Below are 16,228 nucleotides of genomic sequence, written 5' to 3'. Positions count from 1 at the left end.
TAATCGGCTTTAAATAAAGTTTAGATATAATAAAATCAACAAAACTATTTCAAAAGGAAAAACAATGAAAAAAATTTCTTTAGTTGCTGCGGCTTTATTAACAGGTTTGAGTTTAAATGCTGCGGTGGTTGCAACCCTTGATGGAAACAATATCAGCGATACAGAAGTGAATGAGTTTTTTGCTCCTATGCTAAGAGGTGCTAAAATCACTGATTTACCAGCTGAGCAAAAAAAAGCAATTATTGATCAATATATCGTTCAACAACTTGTATTAAAAGATGCTAAAGCTCAAAAAATAGAAAACGATCCTTCATATAAAGAAGAATTAGAGCGTGCTAAAGAAGCTATTTTAGTAAATATCTATCAAAAGAAAATTTTTGATTCAATTAAAAATAACGATGCTAAAGCTAAAAAATTCTATGAAGCAAATAAAGATAAATTCACCAAACCAGCTCAGGTAAAAGCTAAGCATATTTTGGTAACTAGCGAAAAAGAAGCTAAAGATATTATTGCCGAGCTTAGTAAGCTAAGTGGAAAAGCTTTAAATGATAAATTTGCTCAACTTGCAAAAGAAAAATCAATCGACAAAGGTTCTTCAGCTCAAGGTGGTGATCTTGGTTGGTTTGCTGAATCAACTATGGTAAAACCATTTGCTGATGCAGCTTTTTCTATGAAAAAAGGTACTATTTCTAAAACACCTATAAAGAGTGATTTTGGATATCATGTTATCTTAAAAGAAGATGCTAGAGCAAAAAGTACTATGAGCTATAATGAAGTAAAAGCAGGTATTGAAAGCAATATTAAAATGGAAGAATTTAAAGAACTTATGAATAAAAAAGCTCAAGAACTTCTTCAAAAAGCAAAAGTGGAATACAAATAATGGGTGTATTAGATCTTGTTAAACCAGGTGTTTTAAGTGGTGATGATCTAAATATCGTATATAATCATGCAAAAAAAGAAGGATTTGCTATCCCTGCGGTGAATGTCGTAGGGACAAATTCTATCAATGCGGTTTTAGAAAGCGCTAAAAAAGTTAATTCGCCTGTGATTATTCAATTTTCAAATGGTGGAGCTAAATTTGTAGCGGGAAAAGCTTGTCCAAAAGCTGATGTACTTGGTGCAATAAGTGGTGCAAGACATGTGCATTTAATGGCAAAAGCTTATGGCGTGCCTGTGATTTTACATACAGATCATGCTGCTAGAAAATTACTTCCTTGGATTGATGCTTTGATTGAAGCAAATATTGAGTTTAAAAAAGAAACAGGTAAGCCTTTGTTTAGCTCTCATATGATTGACTTAAGTGAAGAGGATTTAGAAAGTAATCTAAGCACTTGCGAAAATTATCTAAAACAAATGTCTGAGCTTGGGATTTCTTTGGAGCTTGAGTTAGGGTGTACAGGTGGAGAAGAAGATGGAGTGGATAATACCAACATCGATAATGCAAAATTATACACTCAGCCTGAAGATGTAGCTTTAGCTTATGAAAGACTTTCTAAGATTAGTGATAGGTTTTCGATCGCGGCAAGTTTTGGTAATGTGCATGGAGTGTATAAACCAGGCAATGTAATTTTAAGACCTGAAATTCTTAAAAATTCTCAAAATTATGTAAAAGAAAAATTTGGCTTAAGTGAAGAAAAACCGATCAATTTTGTCTTTCATGGCGGTAGTGGAAGTGATATAGAAGATATCAAAGCAGCGCTTAGCTATGGCGTGATTAAGATGAATATAGACACAGATACTCAATGGGCTTTTTGGGATGGTGTTAGAGAGTATGAGTTTAAAAATAAAGCTTATTTACAAGGGCAAATTGGCAATCCCGAGGGCGATGATAAGCCAAATAAAAAATACTACGATCCAAGAGTATGGCTTAGAGCGGGCGAAGAAAGTATGATCAAACGCTTAGAGTGTGCTTTTAGCGATTTAAATTGTATCGATAGAAACTAAGAGTTTTATAACTCTTAGTTGATTTTCCTGTGAAGATTTTCAATTTTTAGAGTAAAATTAACAAAGGTTTATAAAATGGAAGTTAAAACAACTGATGATTTTTCTGATCTTGTATTGCCTGAAGGAAAAGGTAGTACAGGGATTGTTGCGTATTTAAAGATTATATTTATCCCTGCTATGTTGTATATTTTGGTTCTTTTGGGGTATTTTGGTAAGATTGATTTTAAAGTAGAATTACATAGTGTTGTAATGATAGGGATTATCTTTTTAGTGGCTTTGATTTTTGCAAGACATAGTGCTGATTATGCTTCGAGTATTTTCGAGCAGCAAAAAGATGAATTTAAGCTTATTTTAAAACGCTACATTATGAAGCATTTTTTAGTTATAGGTAAAGAGACAAAATCTAACGCGAGTTTTGATGATTTTGCTTATGCTTATGTGAAAGATCTAAGAAATGAAAATTTTGCTTCTGTAGGCGCAGCTATTTTTCCTATGCTTGGTATTTTGGGGACTTTTATAAGTATAGCAATATCTATGCCTAATTTTAATTCAAGTGATACAGCAGGCTTAGAGCAAGAAATTTCAGTTTTACTCAATGGAGTAGGAACTGCCTTTTATGTTTCAATCTATGGAATTTTTTTAGCACTTTGGTGGATATTTTTCGAAAAATATGGCAGTAGTAAATTTCAAAAACTCTTAAATCGTCAAAAAAATGCAACAAGTGATTTTTTCTGGTCTAAAGAAGAAATTGATAGAAAGTATCTTCAAGAAAGTTTGCAACACTTTGAAAAAATTGGCACGATTTTTGAGCATGTTAGCAATGAAGAGTTTTTCAAAGAATTAGATCATACAATAGATAGAAAATTTAAGGTTTTTCAAGAACTTGTAAATGCTGAAGAAAAGGCTGTAAGATTAAGTAGTGAGCATGTGAAACAAACTATGAGCGATTTATCTAAAACCCAAAGAGAACAAAAAGATATAGTTAAAACTTACAGCGAGATTGCAAATGCGGTAAATATGTTAAATTCAAACATAAAAGATTTAACTTTAAGAATTTCAGAGCAATATAATAGACTTTTAGATGTGAGTTCGGATAAAATTGTGCATTTAGATAAAAGCGTGAGTGCTTTAGATGAGAAGGTGAATAATTTTTCAAACAATATTGAAAAATATCAAAATCTTATGCTTGATAATCAAACTAAACTTTTCGAGGGCTTTAGGGCAAGTATTATAGAAGGTATGCATACTTTTAAAGAAGCTTATGAAGATGAAAAAAATATCGATGAAAAAATTTCACTGATGCAAGAATTTAAAGAAGAAAGTAAAGAATTAGATGAGCAAACCACACAAGTTATTGCAAAGCTTGAAAATCAAAAAGAAGATGAAAAAATAGATGATAAAAAATAATTCTAACAATGAAGAAAATAATTTTTGGATAGCTTATGCAGATTTAATGGCGGGCTTGCTTTTTGTATTTATTTTGCTTATTGGAGCTATAGTTGTTAAGTATGTTTTAACTCAAAGTGATTTGCAAATCATAAAAGAAAATCTACAAAAACAAGAAGAGCGCTTAAGAGAGAATAAAGAAGAATTAAACCAAAAAGAAGATATTTTAAAAAATCTTAGCCAAAAACTAAATAATACTTCAAGCACGCTTGATGATGTTAATAAGCAAAAACAGGCTTTAGAGGCTAATATTACTAAACTCAATCAAGATTTAAATTCAAGTTTAGATGAAAAAGATCAGCAAATTTTTGCTTTGCTTGAGAGATTAAACAAAAAAGATGAAGAAATCAAAGAATTAGAGCGTAATTTTGATGAGGCAAAAAGTAAGATCAAAGAACTAGGTTTAATCAAAGAAAATACCATCAAAAATCTTCAAGCAAAATTTGATACTAACATTACTCTAGATTCTAATACAGGGGCGATAGTATTGCCTTCTGAAGTGCTTTTTGATACAAATTCTTTTACGCTAAAAGCTCAAGCAAAAGAGAATTTGAAAACGATTTTAACGCAGTATTTTGACAATATTTTAAAAGATGAAAATATCTTAAACAGTATAGAAAATATAGTCATAGAAGGCCATACAGATAGTGCAGGCTCTTATATATATAATCTTGATTTATCACAAAAAAGAGCTTATGCTGTGATGAGTTTTATACACTCATTTTATAAAGATCCAAGATTGCAAAAACTTTTAATGGCAAGTGGTAGGTCTTATTCTGATGTAATTATGAAAGATGGCAAAGAAGATAAAGAAGCAAGTCGTAGAATAGAGATTAAGTTTAATATCAATACAAATAATGCTTTAGAAAAGGTTGAAAAATACCTTGATAGCAAGTAAAATTGATGTTTTAAAATACAAAGATTTTGAATTTTTACTCAAAAGAGATGATTTACTAGGTTATATCAATGGTAATAAGGCTAGAAAACTAGCCTTTTTTGAAAAAAACAAACATTTATTTAAAAAAGGACAAAGATTTATTTCTTTTGGTTCTTCTCAAAGTAATGCTTTAGTTGCTTTAGCAAAGTTTTGTTATGAAAATGATTTTTTGCTCATTTTTGTTTGTGAAAAAATGAGTTCTTTTTTAAAAGAAAATCCCCATGGAAATTTAGAATTTGCATTAAAACACAATGTTGAGTTGATAGAAAATATAAATTATCCCACAAGAAGACTGCAAGCTTTAGCCTTGAAAAAAGATGATGATGTTTTTATAGAAGAGGGTGTGGCTATAAAAGAAGCTGAATTTGGATACCAACAACTGGCTTTAGAGCTTAGTGAGCAATTGAATGAAAATGTAAGTATTTTCTTACCCTCAGGCACAGGAACTTCTGCGGCTTTTTTGGCTAAACATAGCAAATTTAAAGTTTTTACATGTGCTTGTGTGGGAGATAGTGCGTATTTAAAAGAGCAAATTTTAAGCTTAGAACCAAATTATGATTTTGATAATTTAACCATATTAAATCCGCCAAAAAAATATCATTTTGCTAAGCCTTATTTGGAATTTTATGAGCTTTATCAAGATCTAAAAAAAGAATGTGGAGTAGAGTTTGATTTGCTTTATGATATGGTGGGTTTTAAAACTTTATTAGCTCATAAAGAGCAATTTGGTGGAAAAATCTTATATATCCATCAAGGAGGCCTTGAAGGAAATATAAGCATGTTAAAGCGTTATGAGTATAAATTAAAAAATACCAAAATAAAAAATCACTAAGATAATCAAAGGTATGATAAACTTAACATAGTAATACCATAGTTTAAAAATACTTCCTTTTAGGGTATTTTGATTAGAAAGCTCATAAATTGCATCTTTTTTAAGCACCCAACCTACATATATACAACAAAAAAATGCGGTTAAAACAAAGAATATGTTTCCACTAATAAAATCAAAGCTATCAAAAATATTTTTTCCCTTGATGATAGTAATATCTTTTAAAGGGCCATAAGTAAGTATGCATGGTAAATTTCCCAAGACAAAGATACTTCCAAGCGTTAGATTGATAGCAGTATTTTTAGCTAGTTTAAATTTTTCTTCTAAAACACTGATAATTACTTGATAAATTGGCAAGCTTGTAGTAAGTGCAGCGATGATTAAAAGCAAAAAGAAAAACACGCAAATTATACTTCCAAAAGGTATATGTGAAAATGCAACAGGTAAGGTTTTAAAAACCAAAGATGGCCCACTATCAGGGGTTAAACCTACGCTAAATAAAGCCGGGAAAATCATAAAACCAGCAAGTACTGCTATGAGGGTATTTAAAATTCCTGTATAAACAGAAGTTTTGATTAAATTCTCATTTTTTTTAAGGTGAGATGATAAGGTTATCATTACCCCAAAGCCTAAAGATAGGGCAAAAAATACTTGTCCTAAAACATCTATAAACAATTTAGGAGTGATTTTGGAAAGATCAGGGGTAAGGTAAAATTTCACGCCCTCACTTGCTCCTTCAAGTGTTAAATTGCGTGCAACAACAACCAAAAGGCAGATAAATAAAAATGGCATAAGGTATTTTACTGACTTTTCTATGCCATCAATCACACCTTTTTTTAAGATAATCCAGTTAATTATTACAAATATAGTAGTAAAAATTCCTATTAATAAAGGATTATTTTCTATAGTAGAGCTATAAAATTCGCTTGTATATTGAGCATTAATGGGACTTGAAAGATTAAAATCACCTATGATGATTTTAAAAATATAAGCTAAAACCCATCCGCCTATTACCATATAATAAGCCATGATTCCAAAACTACCTAAAAGTCCCATGTAGCCAACACCTTGCCAAGAATTAGATATTTTAACTCCATCACTTGTTTTTCCACCAAAAGCATCAACTGAATTTAGCATTCTGCGTCTTCCTATAACATTTTCAACCAAAATCACAGGAATTCCTATAAAAATCATAGCTATACAAAAGGCTAAAACATAAGCACCACCCCCATTTTCACCTACTAAGTATGGAAAACGCCAAGTGGCTCCAAAACCAATAGTCGCTCCTGCTACTGTAAGGATATAAGTTAGCGTATTGCTCCAAGTTTGTCTTTGCATGCTTTTTCCTTGCTAAATTTAAATAAAAAATATTTTAAGATAAAAAATAATACCATTATGCCAAATTTTTATTTATTTTTTTATCAAATTAAAGGAAAATCCATGCAAAAAAAGAAAATTTTATTTTTAGGTGCAGGATATGCTACTTTATCGGCTATAAAAGCCTTATCTGATGAGTTTTTTGAAAAAGCACAAGTGAGTTTGATTAATAACAATTCTTATCATTATCATACTATTTTACTACACAAAGTAGCTTCAAATGAAGATATTTATAGCTCAAAATATGATCTTTTACCTTTATTAAATCCAAAAATTAACTTTATCCAAGATGAAGTTTTAAAAATTTCTAAAGATAAAGTTTTTACTAAAAATAATGAATTTGACTTTGATATTTTAGTATGTGGGCTTGGTTTTGCTAAAGAAACTTTTGGTATTAAAGGTATGCAAGAATATGCTTTGAGTATAGACAATTATGAAAATGCTTTAAAAATTAATGAAATTATATATGAGAAAATAAAAAATTATAAAACCGCCCAAAATGAAGATGATTTAAAAATCACAGTTTGTGGTGGGGGTTTAAGCGGGGTTGAATTTGTAGCTTCTTTAGCTAAAGAGCTTAAATTCTTTTGCCAAAAAGAGCAAATTGCTTATGAGAAATTAGAACTTTCTATTATTGAAGCTATGGATCAAATTTTACCTATGTTTGATAAAAGTTTGGCTTTAAAAGCAAGGCAAAGGTTAGAGACACTTGGTGTGAAAGTATATGAAAAATCTAAAATCATAGAATGTAAAAAAAATGGTATAAGACTTGATGGGGGAGAATTTGTTAAAGCTAATACTATCATTTGGACTGCAGGGGTTAGAGGTAATAGTGTTATAGAAAATAGCTCAGATTTTCCAAGTGCAAGATCGCGTATAGAAGTAGATGCTTTTATGCATCCTTTAAATGTTGAAAATGCGTCAAGATATTTTTTTATAGGTGATAATAGTTTATTTAAAAATCCTAAAACCAATACCCCTTATCCTCCAACAGCCCAGCTTGCATTAAGAGAAGGAGCTTATGTAGCCAAAGCTTTAATGGCTATGATTGATGAGAAAGATTTTAAACAAGAATTTTCTTTTGTGAGTGGAAATACTGTTTGTTCTATCGGAAAGGATTATGCAGTTGGCACGGTTTTACATAAACCAATTAGTGGTTTTTTAGCAATAAAACTTAAAATTTTTATAGAAAAACTATGGCAGTATCAACTTGAAGGTTTTGGGGGGTTTTTGAAGTAAAATTAATTTTAAATAGAGTTTTTAAGGAACTCTATTTAAAAACTCATTTGCATCTACATAGCCTATAATACGTCCTTTTTCCTCGCCTTTGTTAAAAAATATCATTACAGGAGGCCCAAAAACTCCAAATTCTTTCATAAGAGCTAAATCTTCTTGGCTATTGTGTGTTACATCTGCTTTTAAAAGTGTGTAATTAGCAAGCAAATTTTGTACTTTTGTATCTGTAAAAGTATATTCTTCTAAGAGTTTGCAGTTTTCACACCAAGCGGCTGTAAATTCAAGCATGACTGGTTTGGTAGAATTTTGTAATTCTTGCTCAAGCTCTTTTAAATTTTTGATGGTTTTAAAACTTAAACTAGAGCTATTTTCTTTTGAAGCAAGGTTAAGTTCAAGAGGTTTTAGCAAGCTTTTTGAGTCCATTGAGCCGCCTAAAATCAGACTTAAACTATAAGCTAAAATTAAAATCATACTTGCTTTTTTAAATTTACCAAAATTAGTTTTTGCTTCATCAAATAACCCCATAAAGCTAGTAAAAAATACCCCTATAACCCCATAAAGTATTAAAATGATGTTTGCATTAAGTATTCTTTCTAGCATCCAAACTGCCATGATGAGCATGATAAAGCCAAAGAAAATCTTTATCTTAAGCATCCAAGCTCCGCTTTTTAAAAAACTTCCTCCAAGTCCTATTAAAAGTAAAGGCATACCCATACCAAAACTCATCACAAATAAAGAAAGCCCTCCTAAAAATACATCGCCACTATTAGTAATATAAAGCAAAGCCCCTGCTAAAGGTGCAGCTACGCAAGGTCCTACAATAAGAGCCGATAAAAAGCCCATAATAGCTATACCAAAAACTCCGTTTTTGCCTTCTATTTTTTTATTGATAAAATTTTGAAATTTAAGTGGCAGTTGTAATTCATAAAGGCCAAACATAGAAAGTGAGAGCAATACAAAAATACCCGCAAAAGTAATGATAATCCAAGGTTGTTGTAATAAACCTTGCACATTAGCTCCTGCAAGGCCTACTAAAGCACCTGCTATAGCATAAGCTAAAGACATAAAAAAGACATAGATAAAAGATAAATAAAAGCTATGTTTTTTAGATGGTTTATCTTTGAGTTTCATTGCAATTAATGAAGAAAGAATAGGTATCATTGGTAAAATACAAGGAGTAAGTGCTAATAATAAGCCATAACCAAAAAAAGTTAAAAGTGTGATAAATATATTTTGTGTGCTTAAATCATTGGCAATTTGCTCATCTTCATTTTGCTTTTTAAATTGATCTTTGGTTGATTTTATAGTATAAATTCCATTTTGTCTATCAAGTTCATAATTTACATATACAGGACGATAGCATAAACCTTCTTCTGAGCAACCCTGATAAGCTAGGGAAAGTTTTGCTTTGTTATTTTTAATAAAATCATCTAATAATAATTGAGGTATAAAAAGTTCAAGTTGGTTAAAGATTACTTCTTTGTTTTCTCTCGTTTGAGTTTGTGGGAAATTTAATAAAGAAGTAATATCATTAGAGTCTAATTCTACTTTGATTTGATCTTTGTAAAGATAAATTCTATCTGCGAGATTGATTTTTAAAAAAATTCCTTGATTGTTGCTATGGGTATTGAGTTTAAAAGCTTCATTGAGTGATAATATTCCATTATTAGCAAAAGCTAAATTGAAAAAAATAAAAAATACCGCTAAAAAACGCATTTTTCTCCTTGAAATTGAAAATTAAATTTGTTTTATTTTACTTATTTGTGGTAAATTTAAGTTAATAATTATCCTAAATTAAGGAGCCTGTTATGGACAAGGACAAATTTACTCTCATTAAGGTAAAAAAATCAACGCTTGAGTATGAAAGCGAGCTTAAAAGATTGCAAATTGAGCTTTTGAAATTTCAAAATCATGTTAAAGATAAGGGTTTAAAGGTTTTGATTTTAATCGAAGGACGCGATGCGGCAGGAAAGGGTGGTGCTATTAAAAGATTAATTGAGCATTTAAACCCTAGAGGTTGTCGTGTAGTAGCGCTTGAAAAACCAAGTGATGTAGAGAAAACTCAGTGGTATTTTCAACGTTATGTAACACATTTACCTGCAGCAGGAGAAATAGTGATTTTTGATCGATCATGGTATAATAGAGCAGGTGTTGAACCTGTGATGGGTTTTTGTACTCCAAATGAGCATAAAAAATTCTTGCGCGAGGTGTCTTCTTTTGAAGAGATGTTGCTTGATAGTGGAATTTTATTTTTTAAATTTTATTTTTCAGTTTCTAAGCAAGAGCAAAAAAGACGTTTTGAACAAAGAAGAACAGATCCACTAAAACAATACAAATTATCTCCGGTCGATGAAAAATCCCAAGAATTGTGGGACAAATATACCCTAGCAAAATATTCTATGCTTTTAGCTTCTAATACACCAAAATGTCCTTGGGTGATTATTAATTCAGATAGTAAAAAGAAAGCAAGAATTAATTTATTTAAGTATTTACTTAGTGTTTTAGAATATCCAAATAAAATTAAAGATAAGTATTTTAAATACGATAAAAAATTAGTGCGTAGTGGTGAGGAGGAAATTCGCAAAATGGAGCTTAGTTTAAATGATGAAAAACTTAAAAAATTTGATAAAAAATAAGGGATAGAATTGAATCATCTTTTTATAGTACGCAGTAAATTTAATGAACATAAAAAAAATAATCTAAAAGTATTTTTATTCAATGCTTTTTTGTTGGTTTTTTTATTGTTTTTATTTTTTTATCTGTCTTTTTTAAGTGCTAGTTATAATTTTGATTTTGGGGCAATTTATGAATATAAAGACAAAATGATACAAGGTTTTTTTACAAGTTTTTTTATTAGTGTTTTATCTTTGATTGTAGGTGTGATTTTTGCTTTGATTTTATGCTATATGAGTCTTTGTAAAATCGTGCTTTTTAATATGTTCGCAAGGGTTTTTATAGAACTTATCAGGGGTACGCCTTTGCTAGTGCAAATTTTATTAATTTATTACATTTTTGCAGATAATTTGGGGCTTGATAATCGCTATGTTTGTGGAGTTTTGATTTTAGCTTTATTTGCTAGTGCTTATATTTGTGAGATATTTAGAGCAGGGATTTTAAGTGTTGATAAAATGCAATATGAAAGTGCTAAGGCTCTGGGTCTGAGTGAGTTTGAAATTTATAAAAGTGTTATTTTTCCCCAAGCTTTAAAAAATATCTTAGCACCACTAAGTGGACAACTTAGTAATTTGATCAAAGATAGCTCTCTTTTAAGTGTTATAGCTATTTCAGAACTAACTCAAAATGCTCAAGAAATCAATGCTTTTACTTTTTCAACTTTAGAAATTTACATTCCTTTAGCACTTTGCTATTTGGTTTTAACTTTGCCTATTTCTATGTTTTCAAGAAAGCTTGAAAAGAGTTTTTCTTAAAAGAAAAACTCAAGCTTTTGTTCTTTGAAAACTTCTTGCATATCTTTGAGGTATTTTTGACTTAGCTTATCAAAAAGACCATTTTCTTTAGATTTTAAAATAAACTCATTGAGTTCTTCTTTTAATTTGGTATTGTTTTTATTTAAAGCTATGGCCCATTGCTCAGGTGTTTTTTCAAAAGGAGTAAAAATAGCTTTTGTTTGTTCAGGATGTTTTTTCCATGCTTTATAAATGCTCATTTGATCATAAATAAAAGCATCAGCTTTTGCTTGAATGACTTCTAAAATAGCCGCATTTTCTTTATCAAATACTAAGATTTTTGCATTTTTAAGTTTTTTTTGAGCATATAAATGTGCACTTGAACCTCTTTTTAAAGCAAGTATTTTCCCTTTTTGATTTAAATCTTCTATGGAATTAATATTTGATTTTTTAGCGCTTAATATCGCTAAATTTGCCTTAGCATAAGGTAAGGTAAAATCTATTACTTTTTTTCTTTGTTCACTTATACTCATAGAAGACATGATGAGATCTATTTTTTGAGTTCTTAAAGCAGGTATAAGTCCATCCCAAGCTATGTTTTGGATTTTTAAATCATAGTTTTTTTCTTTGGCAAAGGCTTGTAAAAACTCTACACTAATACCACTTGGATTACCTTTAGTATCACTCATTTCAAAAGGAGGATAAGCTAATTCCATACCTACAATTAATTCTTTTGCATTGAGTGTAAAAAACAATGCAAGTAGTAAAATAATTTTTTTCATGTTTTTTCCTTAATTTAGTTTTTTTATAAAACAAATAATTTTATTAACTTCTTTGAAGCCACATTGCATATGGAAATTAAAACTATCAATATTTTGTAATTCGCAATCGCTAGCAAATTCACTAATTTTTTGATTTAAAATCCATTGTTCGCAATATGTTAGTAGTTTTTTTGCATAATATTTTTTTCTGAAATTTTCTCTAATGTAAATTCCTTCTAGATATCCTACTGGAGTGCTAGAGCTACCTTCTACATAATCATACCTTATACTAACATATGCTAAGCCTATGCATAATTGCTGTATTTTAAGTAAAAATACAGCATATTTTTGATCTTTTAATATATTTTCAAATTCATGCTTTAATTTTACAATGGGTTTATTAAACAATAAACTTGCTAATATTAATACATCTTCTAAATCATTAATGTTTGCTTGGTAAATTTTAAAATGATCCAAATTTAGCTAAAGCCCTTTCATAATCTTCTTTTGTGTCTATACCTATGCTTTGGCTTTGTATTTTTAACATTTTGATTTTTTTGCCATTTTCTAAGGCTCTTAATTGTTCTAATTTTTCGCATTCTTCTAAAGCTGAGTTTTTCAAAGTGCAAAATTCTTGTAAATTTTTAACCCTATATGCATAAATTCCAAGATGAGCTTTAAAATTTTGTTTATAATTTGCTCTTTCATAAGGAATTTTAGATCTTGAAAAATATAAAGCATAATCATTACTATCAGTAACTACTTTAACCAAATTAGGATCATCGCAAGCTTTCGCATCTACTTCTTTGTAGCAGCTACTCATAAAACAAAGCTCATTTTCAAAAGCTTTTTGGCTAAATTCCTTAAAATCTTTAATATTTTGTGTTTCTATAAAAGGCTCATCAGCTTGGACATTAATGATTAACTCATTTTCATTTAGTTTTAAAATTTGACAAGCTTCATTGATCCTATCAGTGCCACTTTCGTGATTTTTACTTGTTAAAACTGCTTTTACATTATGTTTTTGCGCTATTTTTAAAACCTCTTCATCATCAAGCGCCACACACACTTCATCAACTTCTTGCATTTTTTTAGCTGTATAAATAAACATAGGTAAATTATCAATTTCACATAAAATTTTATTTTCAAAACGACTTGATTTTAATCTTGCTGGTATGATTATCATTGTTTTATCCATTCTATAATAGTTTGTTTTAGATTTTTGAGTTTGCAAACTTGATTTTGCTTTTGTGTGCATGTAAATAAACTTGCAATATTTGGATGAATTTCTTGTTTAAATTCTTTTGCAAGTTCTTGCATGCAAGCTTGTTCATCTTGGCATTCTTTATTATAAATTGCTTGATACATGCTTGGAGTAAATTTACTCCATTGTGCTGTGGAAGTGATAAGCGTAGTAATGTTAGAATCAAGCATTTTAAAGCAAGTGCAAGTGTGAGGATCTAAAAGTCCTAAGTGGCTGTATTGTTTGATATATTGCATACACTCATCATCATTACAAAAATCAGCTTCAAAGTCTTCTTGTAAAAGCTCTAGTTCTTTTTGGCTAAGCTCATAATATTTTTCATTCTTTAAAGCTTGCATTAACTCTTTGGTGCGTTCATCTTTAAATTTATCAAAAAGTAAGCGTTCTATATTTGATGATATAAGTATATCCATAGCAGGAGAAATAGTCTTTTGCAAGCTTTTATTTCTTAAATCATATTTGCCTGTATTAAAAAACTCACTTAAGATATTGTTTGAATTGGAAGCAATTTTAATTTTACCTATATTTGCTCCCATTTTTTTAGCATAATAAGCTCCCAAAGCATCGCCAAAATTTCCACTTGGAACAATAATGTCTATTGTTTTATCGATTTTTAAACTAGCATAGTAATGATAGATGATTTGAAAAAGTATTCTTCCAAAATTAACTGAATTTGCGGCACTTAGATTTAACTTTTCTTCTTTTAAAGTATTTTTAAAATCCTCATCATTTAAAAGTGTTTTTAGAGCATTTTGCGCATCATCAAAATTACCTTCAATGGCTATGGATTTTAAATTGCTTGCATTTGAATGTGTCATTTGTAAAGCTTGAGTTTTACTTGTGCCTTCATTTGGGTAAATACAAACTACTTTTATACCTTTTTTATTTTCAAAGCTTTTTAATGTTGCAGGCCCTGTATCACCACTTGTAGCGCACATGATTAAAAAATCATCATCTTTTTTTAAGTGTTCTAAAAGCACGCCAAAAGGTTGTAAAGCCATATCTTTAAAAGCTCTTGTTGGTCCATGGAATAATTCATTAATATAAAGCTTATCATTGATTTTTTTCAAATTAATAGGGCAGGTTTTATCATCAAAACTCTCATAAGTTTTCAAAGCTTTTTTAAAAACTTCAAGCTCTAAATCAAATTCAAATGCAGCGATGATTTTTAAAGCTAATTCTTTGTAGCTTAAATTTTTTAAAGCTTCATTATTAAGCTTTGGTAGATTAAGTGGCGCATATAAAGCATTATTAGGTGCACTAGGGCTAAGTAAGGCTTTTGAAAAGCTTATTTGGTGGTTTTTATCTTGGGTTGAGTGTAGCAACATTTTCTTCCTTTTTGTTAAATTTATCAATATAATTTTGCAAAACTTGCTTAAAGTTATCTTTTAAAACAATATCAAGATGAATAAGTTCAGTTTTAAAGCCAAAATCTTTTACTTTCACATAGTCTTTAAAGGTTAGCATCAAGGTATCACAATTGTGTTTTTTTAAAAGTTTTTCTAATTCTTCTTTTTTGAAAGTATAATGATCGGCAAAAAAATAACAAGCCCTAGCTTTGATAAAATGCTCATATAACCTAAAAGGTTTTGCAATAGAGCTTATTAAAACTGCTTTTTGATTTTCTTTTACATGAGAATAACGCACAAAATCTTCATTTTCTTTAGCTATAAAATCAGCCCTTTTAGCAAAAGATTTTGGCAAACGATAAGCCCCGCTAGGTAGGGTAAAATCAAAAAATGGCTCATCTTTACTTTGCAATAAAATATTAAGTTTTTTAATATGAAATTTAGAAAAAGCATCGTCTAAAAGTATGATTTTTGCTCCAAGTTCGATAGCTTTTTGTATGCCTTTAACCCTATCTTCGCTTACTATCACTCCACTAATGTGTTTTGTAAGTGCATACTCCATAGCTTCATCGCCACTTTCTTTAATATTACATAAAATTTCATCTTTATGTTTAACGATGATTAAGCCTTTACTTTGTCTTTTATAGCCTCTTAAGATGATAAAACAATTTTCAAACTCAGCTGCTATGGCTTTACAAATGGGAGTTTTTCCATTGCCTCCTAGGGTTAGATTACCTATGCTTATAATGGGTAAATTAAAATCAAGTTCTTTTTTAAATTTAGTATTTAAAATAGCTATAATCATATATAAAAAGCTAAAAGGCAAAAGCAAAAAGGCTAGAGTTTTTTGCAAAAAATTAGGTTTAAAAAAATAGCGATCAAGCCAAGTCATATGTATTCTTTAATGTTGTTGGAAGTTTTCTTTTAAAGGCATTATTTTGCACACGCTCTAAGACTAAATTTTTTAAATTCTCATCAAATTTTTCCAAGCTTTGATTATTTTCTAAAGCTTTTAAAACTTCATCTAAAACTTCATATTTATAGCCAAGATCTTTTTCATCGCTTTGATTTGGCCAAAGATCAGCACTAGGGGCTTTTTGTATGAAATTTTCATGCACACCCATAAAATTAGCAAGCTCAAAAACTTCACTTTTATAAAGTGTAGCCAAAGGATTAAAAGCACAAGCTAAATCCCCATAAATAGTTCCATAACCAAGCATAAGTTCGCTTTTATTAGAAGTACCTACTACCAATGCATTATGCAAGGCTGAATAATCATAAAGCAAGCTCATACGCACTCTTGCAGCTAAATTCCCAAAGCGTAAAGGGTTTAAGTCTTGACAAATTTTTTCATAAGCACAAAGTACTTCATCAATATAAACAATCTTATGATGAATTTGTAAATCTTTACAAAGCATTAATGCATCATCTAAATTTTCTTTTTTAGAATGTTTTGTAGGCATTAAAAGCACAAAAAGTTTTTCACCTACTGCTTTTTTGCAAAGATGAGCTACTAAAGCTGAATCTATCCCACCGCTTAAACCTAAGATGAGATTTTTATCTCTTGCTTGTTCTTTTATAAAATTGATCAATAATTCTTGTAATTTTGTATAATTCATAAAAAATCTTTAAATATTAATTTTTTAAAATTATATTTGATTTAGTTAAAAGGAAGTTT

At 29.6% G+C, this 16,228-nt stretch carries 16 protein-coding genes; 8 read left to right on the top strand and 8 right to left on the bottom strand.

Features of this window, described 5'->3' with window-relative positions; all coding sequences use genetic code 11:
- The first annotated feature begins 64 nt into the window (after nt 1-64).
- From CD56_RS04735 to CD56_RS04715, 5 genes are all read left to right on the top strand, one after another.
- Nucleotides 65-880, top strand: a complete 816-nt coding sequence (locus CD56_RS04735; RefSeq protein ID WP_047208348.1) for a peptidylprolyl isomerase — start codon at nt 65-67, stop codon at nt 878-880.
- Nucleotides 880-1,944 carry a class II fructose-bisphosphate aldolase gene (fbaA, locus tag CD56_RS04730; protein ID WP_047208347.1) on the top strand — a complete coding sequence of 355 codons (1,065 nt, stop codon included), beginning with the start codon at nt 880-882 and terminating at the stop codon, nt 1,942-1,944. The genes CD56_RS04735 and fbaA overlap by 1 nt, the downstream gene beginning before the upstream one ends.
- 75 nt (nt 1,945-2,019) lie before the next feature.
- The gene (locus CD56_RS04725; protein ID WP_047208346.1) at nt 2,020-3,351 is read left to right on the top strand and encodes a MotA/TolQ/ExbB proton channel family protein; all 1,332 of its coding nucleotides are present in this window, start codon (nt 2,020-2,022) and stop codon (nt 3,349-3,351) included.
- Nucleotides 3,338-4,288, top strand: coding sequence for an OmpA family protein (locus CD56_RS04720; RefSeq protein ID WP_039618447.1), 951 nt, complete (start codon nt 3,338-3,340; stop codon nt 4,286-4,288). Before CD56_RS04725 ends, CD56_RS04720 begins: the two co-directional genes overlap by 14 nt.
- Nucleotides 4,275-5,159 carry a 1-aminocyclopropane-1-carboxylate deaminase gene (locus CD56_RS04715; protein WP_047208345.1) on the top strand — a complete coding sequence of 295 codons (885 nt, stop codon included), beginning with the start codon at nt 4,275-4,277 and terminating at the stop codon, nt 5,157-5,159. The genes CD56_RS04720 and CD56_RS04715 overlap by 14 nt, the downstream gene beginning before the upstream one ends.
- On the opposite strand, the gene CD56_RS04710 is transcribed toward CD56_RS04715, so the two are convergent.
- On the bottom strand, nt 5,130-6,494 hold the full coding sequence (locus CD56_RS04710; RefSeq protein ID WP_039618443.1) for a sodium-dependent transporter: 1,365 nt from the start codon (nt 6,492-6,494) through the stop codon (nt 5,130-5,132). The two genes, CD56_RS04715 and CD56_RS04710, sit on opposite strands and share 30 nt — an antisense overlap.
- 102 nt (nt 6,495-6,596) lie before the next feature.
- Here CD56_RS04710 and CD56_RS04705 point away from each other — a divergent pair, with 102 nt between their 5' ends.
- Nucleotides 6,597-7,772: an NAD(P)/FAD-dependent oxidoreductase gene (locus CD56_RS04705; RefSeq protein WP_047208799.1), complete on the top strand. Its 1,176-nt coding sequence runs from the start codon at nt 6,597-6,599 to the stop codon at nt 7,770-7,772.
- A 21-nt stretch (nt 7,773-7,793) separates the two neighbouring features.
- Here CD56_RS04705 and dsbD read toward each other — a convergent pair whose 3' ends face one another.
- Complete coding sequence (gene dsbD / locus CD56_RS04700; RefSeq protein ID WP_047208344.1) at nt 7,794-9,485, bottom strand: protein-disulfide reductase DsbD; 1,692 nt, start codon at nt 9,483-9,485, stop codon at nt 7,794-7,796.
- Between the two features lie 92 nt (nt 9,486-9,577).
- Between dsbD and ppk2 the strand changes: the two genes are divergently transcribed.
- Both ppk2 and CD56_RS04690 read left to right on the top strand, forming a co-directional pair.
- A complete protein-coding gene (gene ppk2, locus CD56_RS04695) occupies nt 9,578-10,405 on the top strand; it encodes a polyphosphate kinase 2 (protein ID WP_047208343.1) in 828 nt (275 codons plus the stop codon).
- Between the two features lie 9 nt (nt 10,406-10,414).
- Nucleotides 10,415-11,197, top strand: coding sequence for an amino acid ABC transporter permease (locus CD56_RS04690; protein ID WP_052768376.1), 783 nt, complete (start codon nt 10,415-10,417; stop codon nt 11,195-11,197).
- On the opposite strand, the gene CD56_RS04685 is transcribed toward CD56_RS04690, so the two are convergent.
- The 6 genes from CD56_RS04685 to CD56_RS04660 are packed head-to-tail and all read right to left on the bottom strand — an operon-like array spanning nt 11,194 to nt 16,169.
- Complete coding sequence (locus CD56_RS04685) at nt 11,194-11,958, bottom strand: transporter substrate-binding domain-containing protein (protein ID WP_047208342.1); 765 nt, start codon at nt 11,956-11,958, stop codon at nt 11,194-11,196. The two genes, CD56_RS04690 and CD56_RS04685, sit on opposite strands and share 4 nt — an antisense overlap.
- A gap of 9 nt (nt 11,959-11,967) precedes the next feature.
- Nucleotides 11,968-12,414 (bottom strand): aminoglycoside 6'-N-acetyltransferase, encoded by a 447-nt coding sequence (gene aac(6') / locus CD56_RS04680; protein WP_052243384.1) that lies wholly within the window; start codon nt 12,412-12,414, stop codon nt 11,968-11,970.
- Nucleotides 12,401-13,123, bottom strand: a complete 723-nt coding sequence (gene kdsB, locus CD56_RS04675) for a 3-deoxy-manno-octulosonate cytidylyltransferase (RefSeq protein WP_047208341.1) — start codon at nt 13,121-13,123, stop codon at nt 12,401-12,403. Before kdsB ends, aac(6') begins: the two co-directional genes overlap by 14 nt.
- A complete protein-coding gene (gene thrC, locus CD56_RS04670; protein WP_047208340.1) occupies nt 13,120-14,529 on the bottom strand; it encodes a threonine synthase in 1,410 nt (469 codons plus the stop codon). The genes kdsB and thrC overlap by 4 nt, the downstream gene beginning before the upstream one ends.
- Nucleotides 14,504-15,442: a tetraacyldisaccharide 4'-kinase gene (locus tag CD56_RS04665; protein ID WP_047208339.1), complete on the bottom strand. Its 939-nt coding sequence runs from the start codon at nt 15,440-15,442 to the stop codon at nt 14,504-14,506. Before CD56_RS04665 ends, thrC begins: the two co-directional genes overlap by 26 nt.
- The gene (locus CD56_RS04660; protein WP_047208338.1) at nt 15,429-16,169 is read right to left on the bottom strand and encodes an NAD+ synthase; all 741 of its coding nucleotides are present in this window, start codon (nt 16,167-16,169) and stop codon (nt 15,429-15,431) included. Before CD56_RS04660 ends, CD56_RS04665 begins: the two co-directional genes overlap by 14 nt.
- Nucleotides 16,170-16,228: the final 59 nt, after the last annotated feature.

The organism is Campylobacter lari, assembly GCF_001017575.1.
GTDB classification, from domain to species: domain Bacteria; phylum Campylobacterota; class Campylobacteria; order Campylobacterales; family Campylobacteraceae; genus Campylobacter_D; species Campylobacter_D lari_C.
The sequence above is the reverse complement of the archived record's forward strand: the minus strand, read 5'-3'. Positions and strand labels throughout refer to the sequence as shown.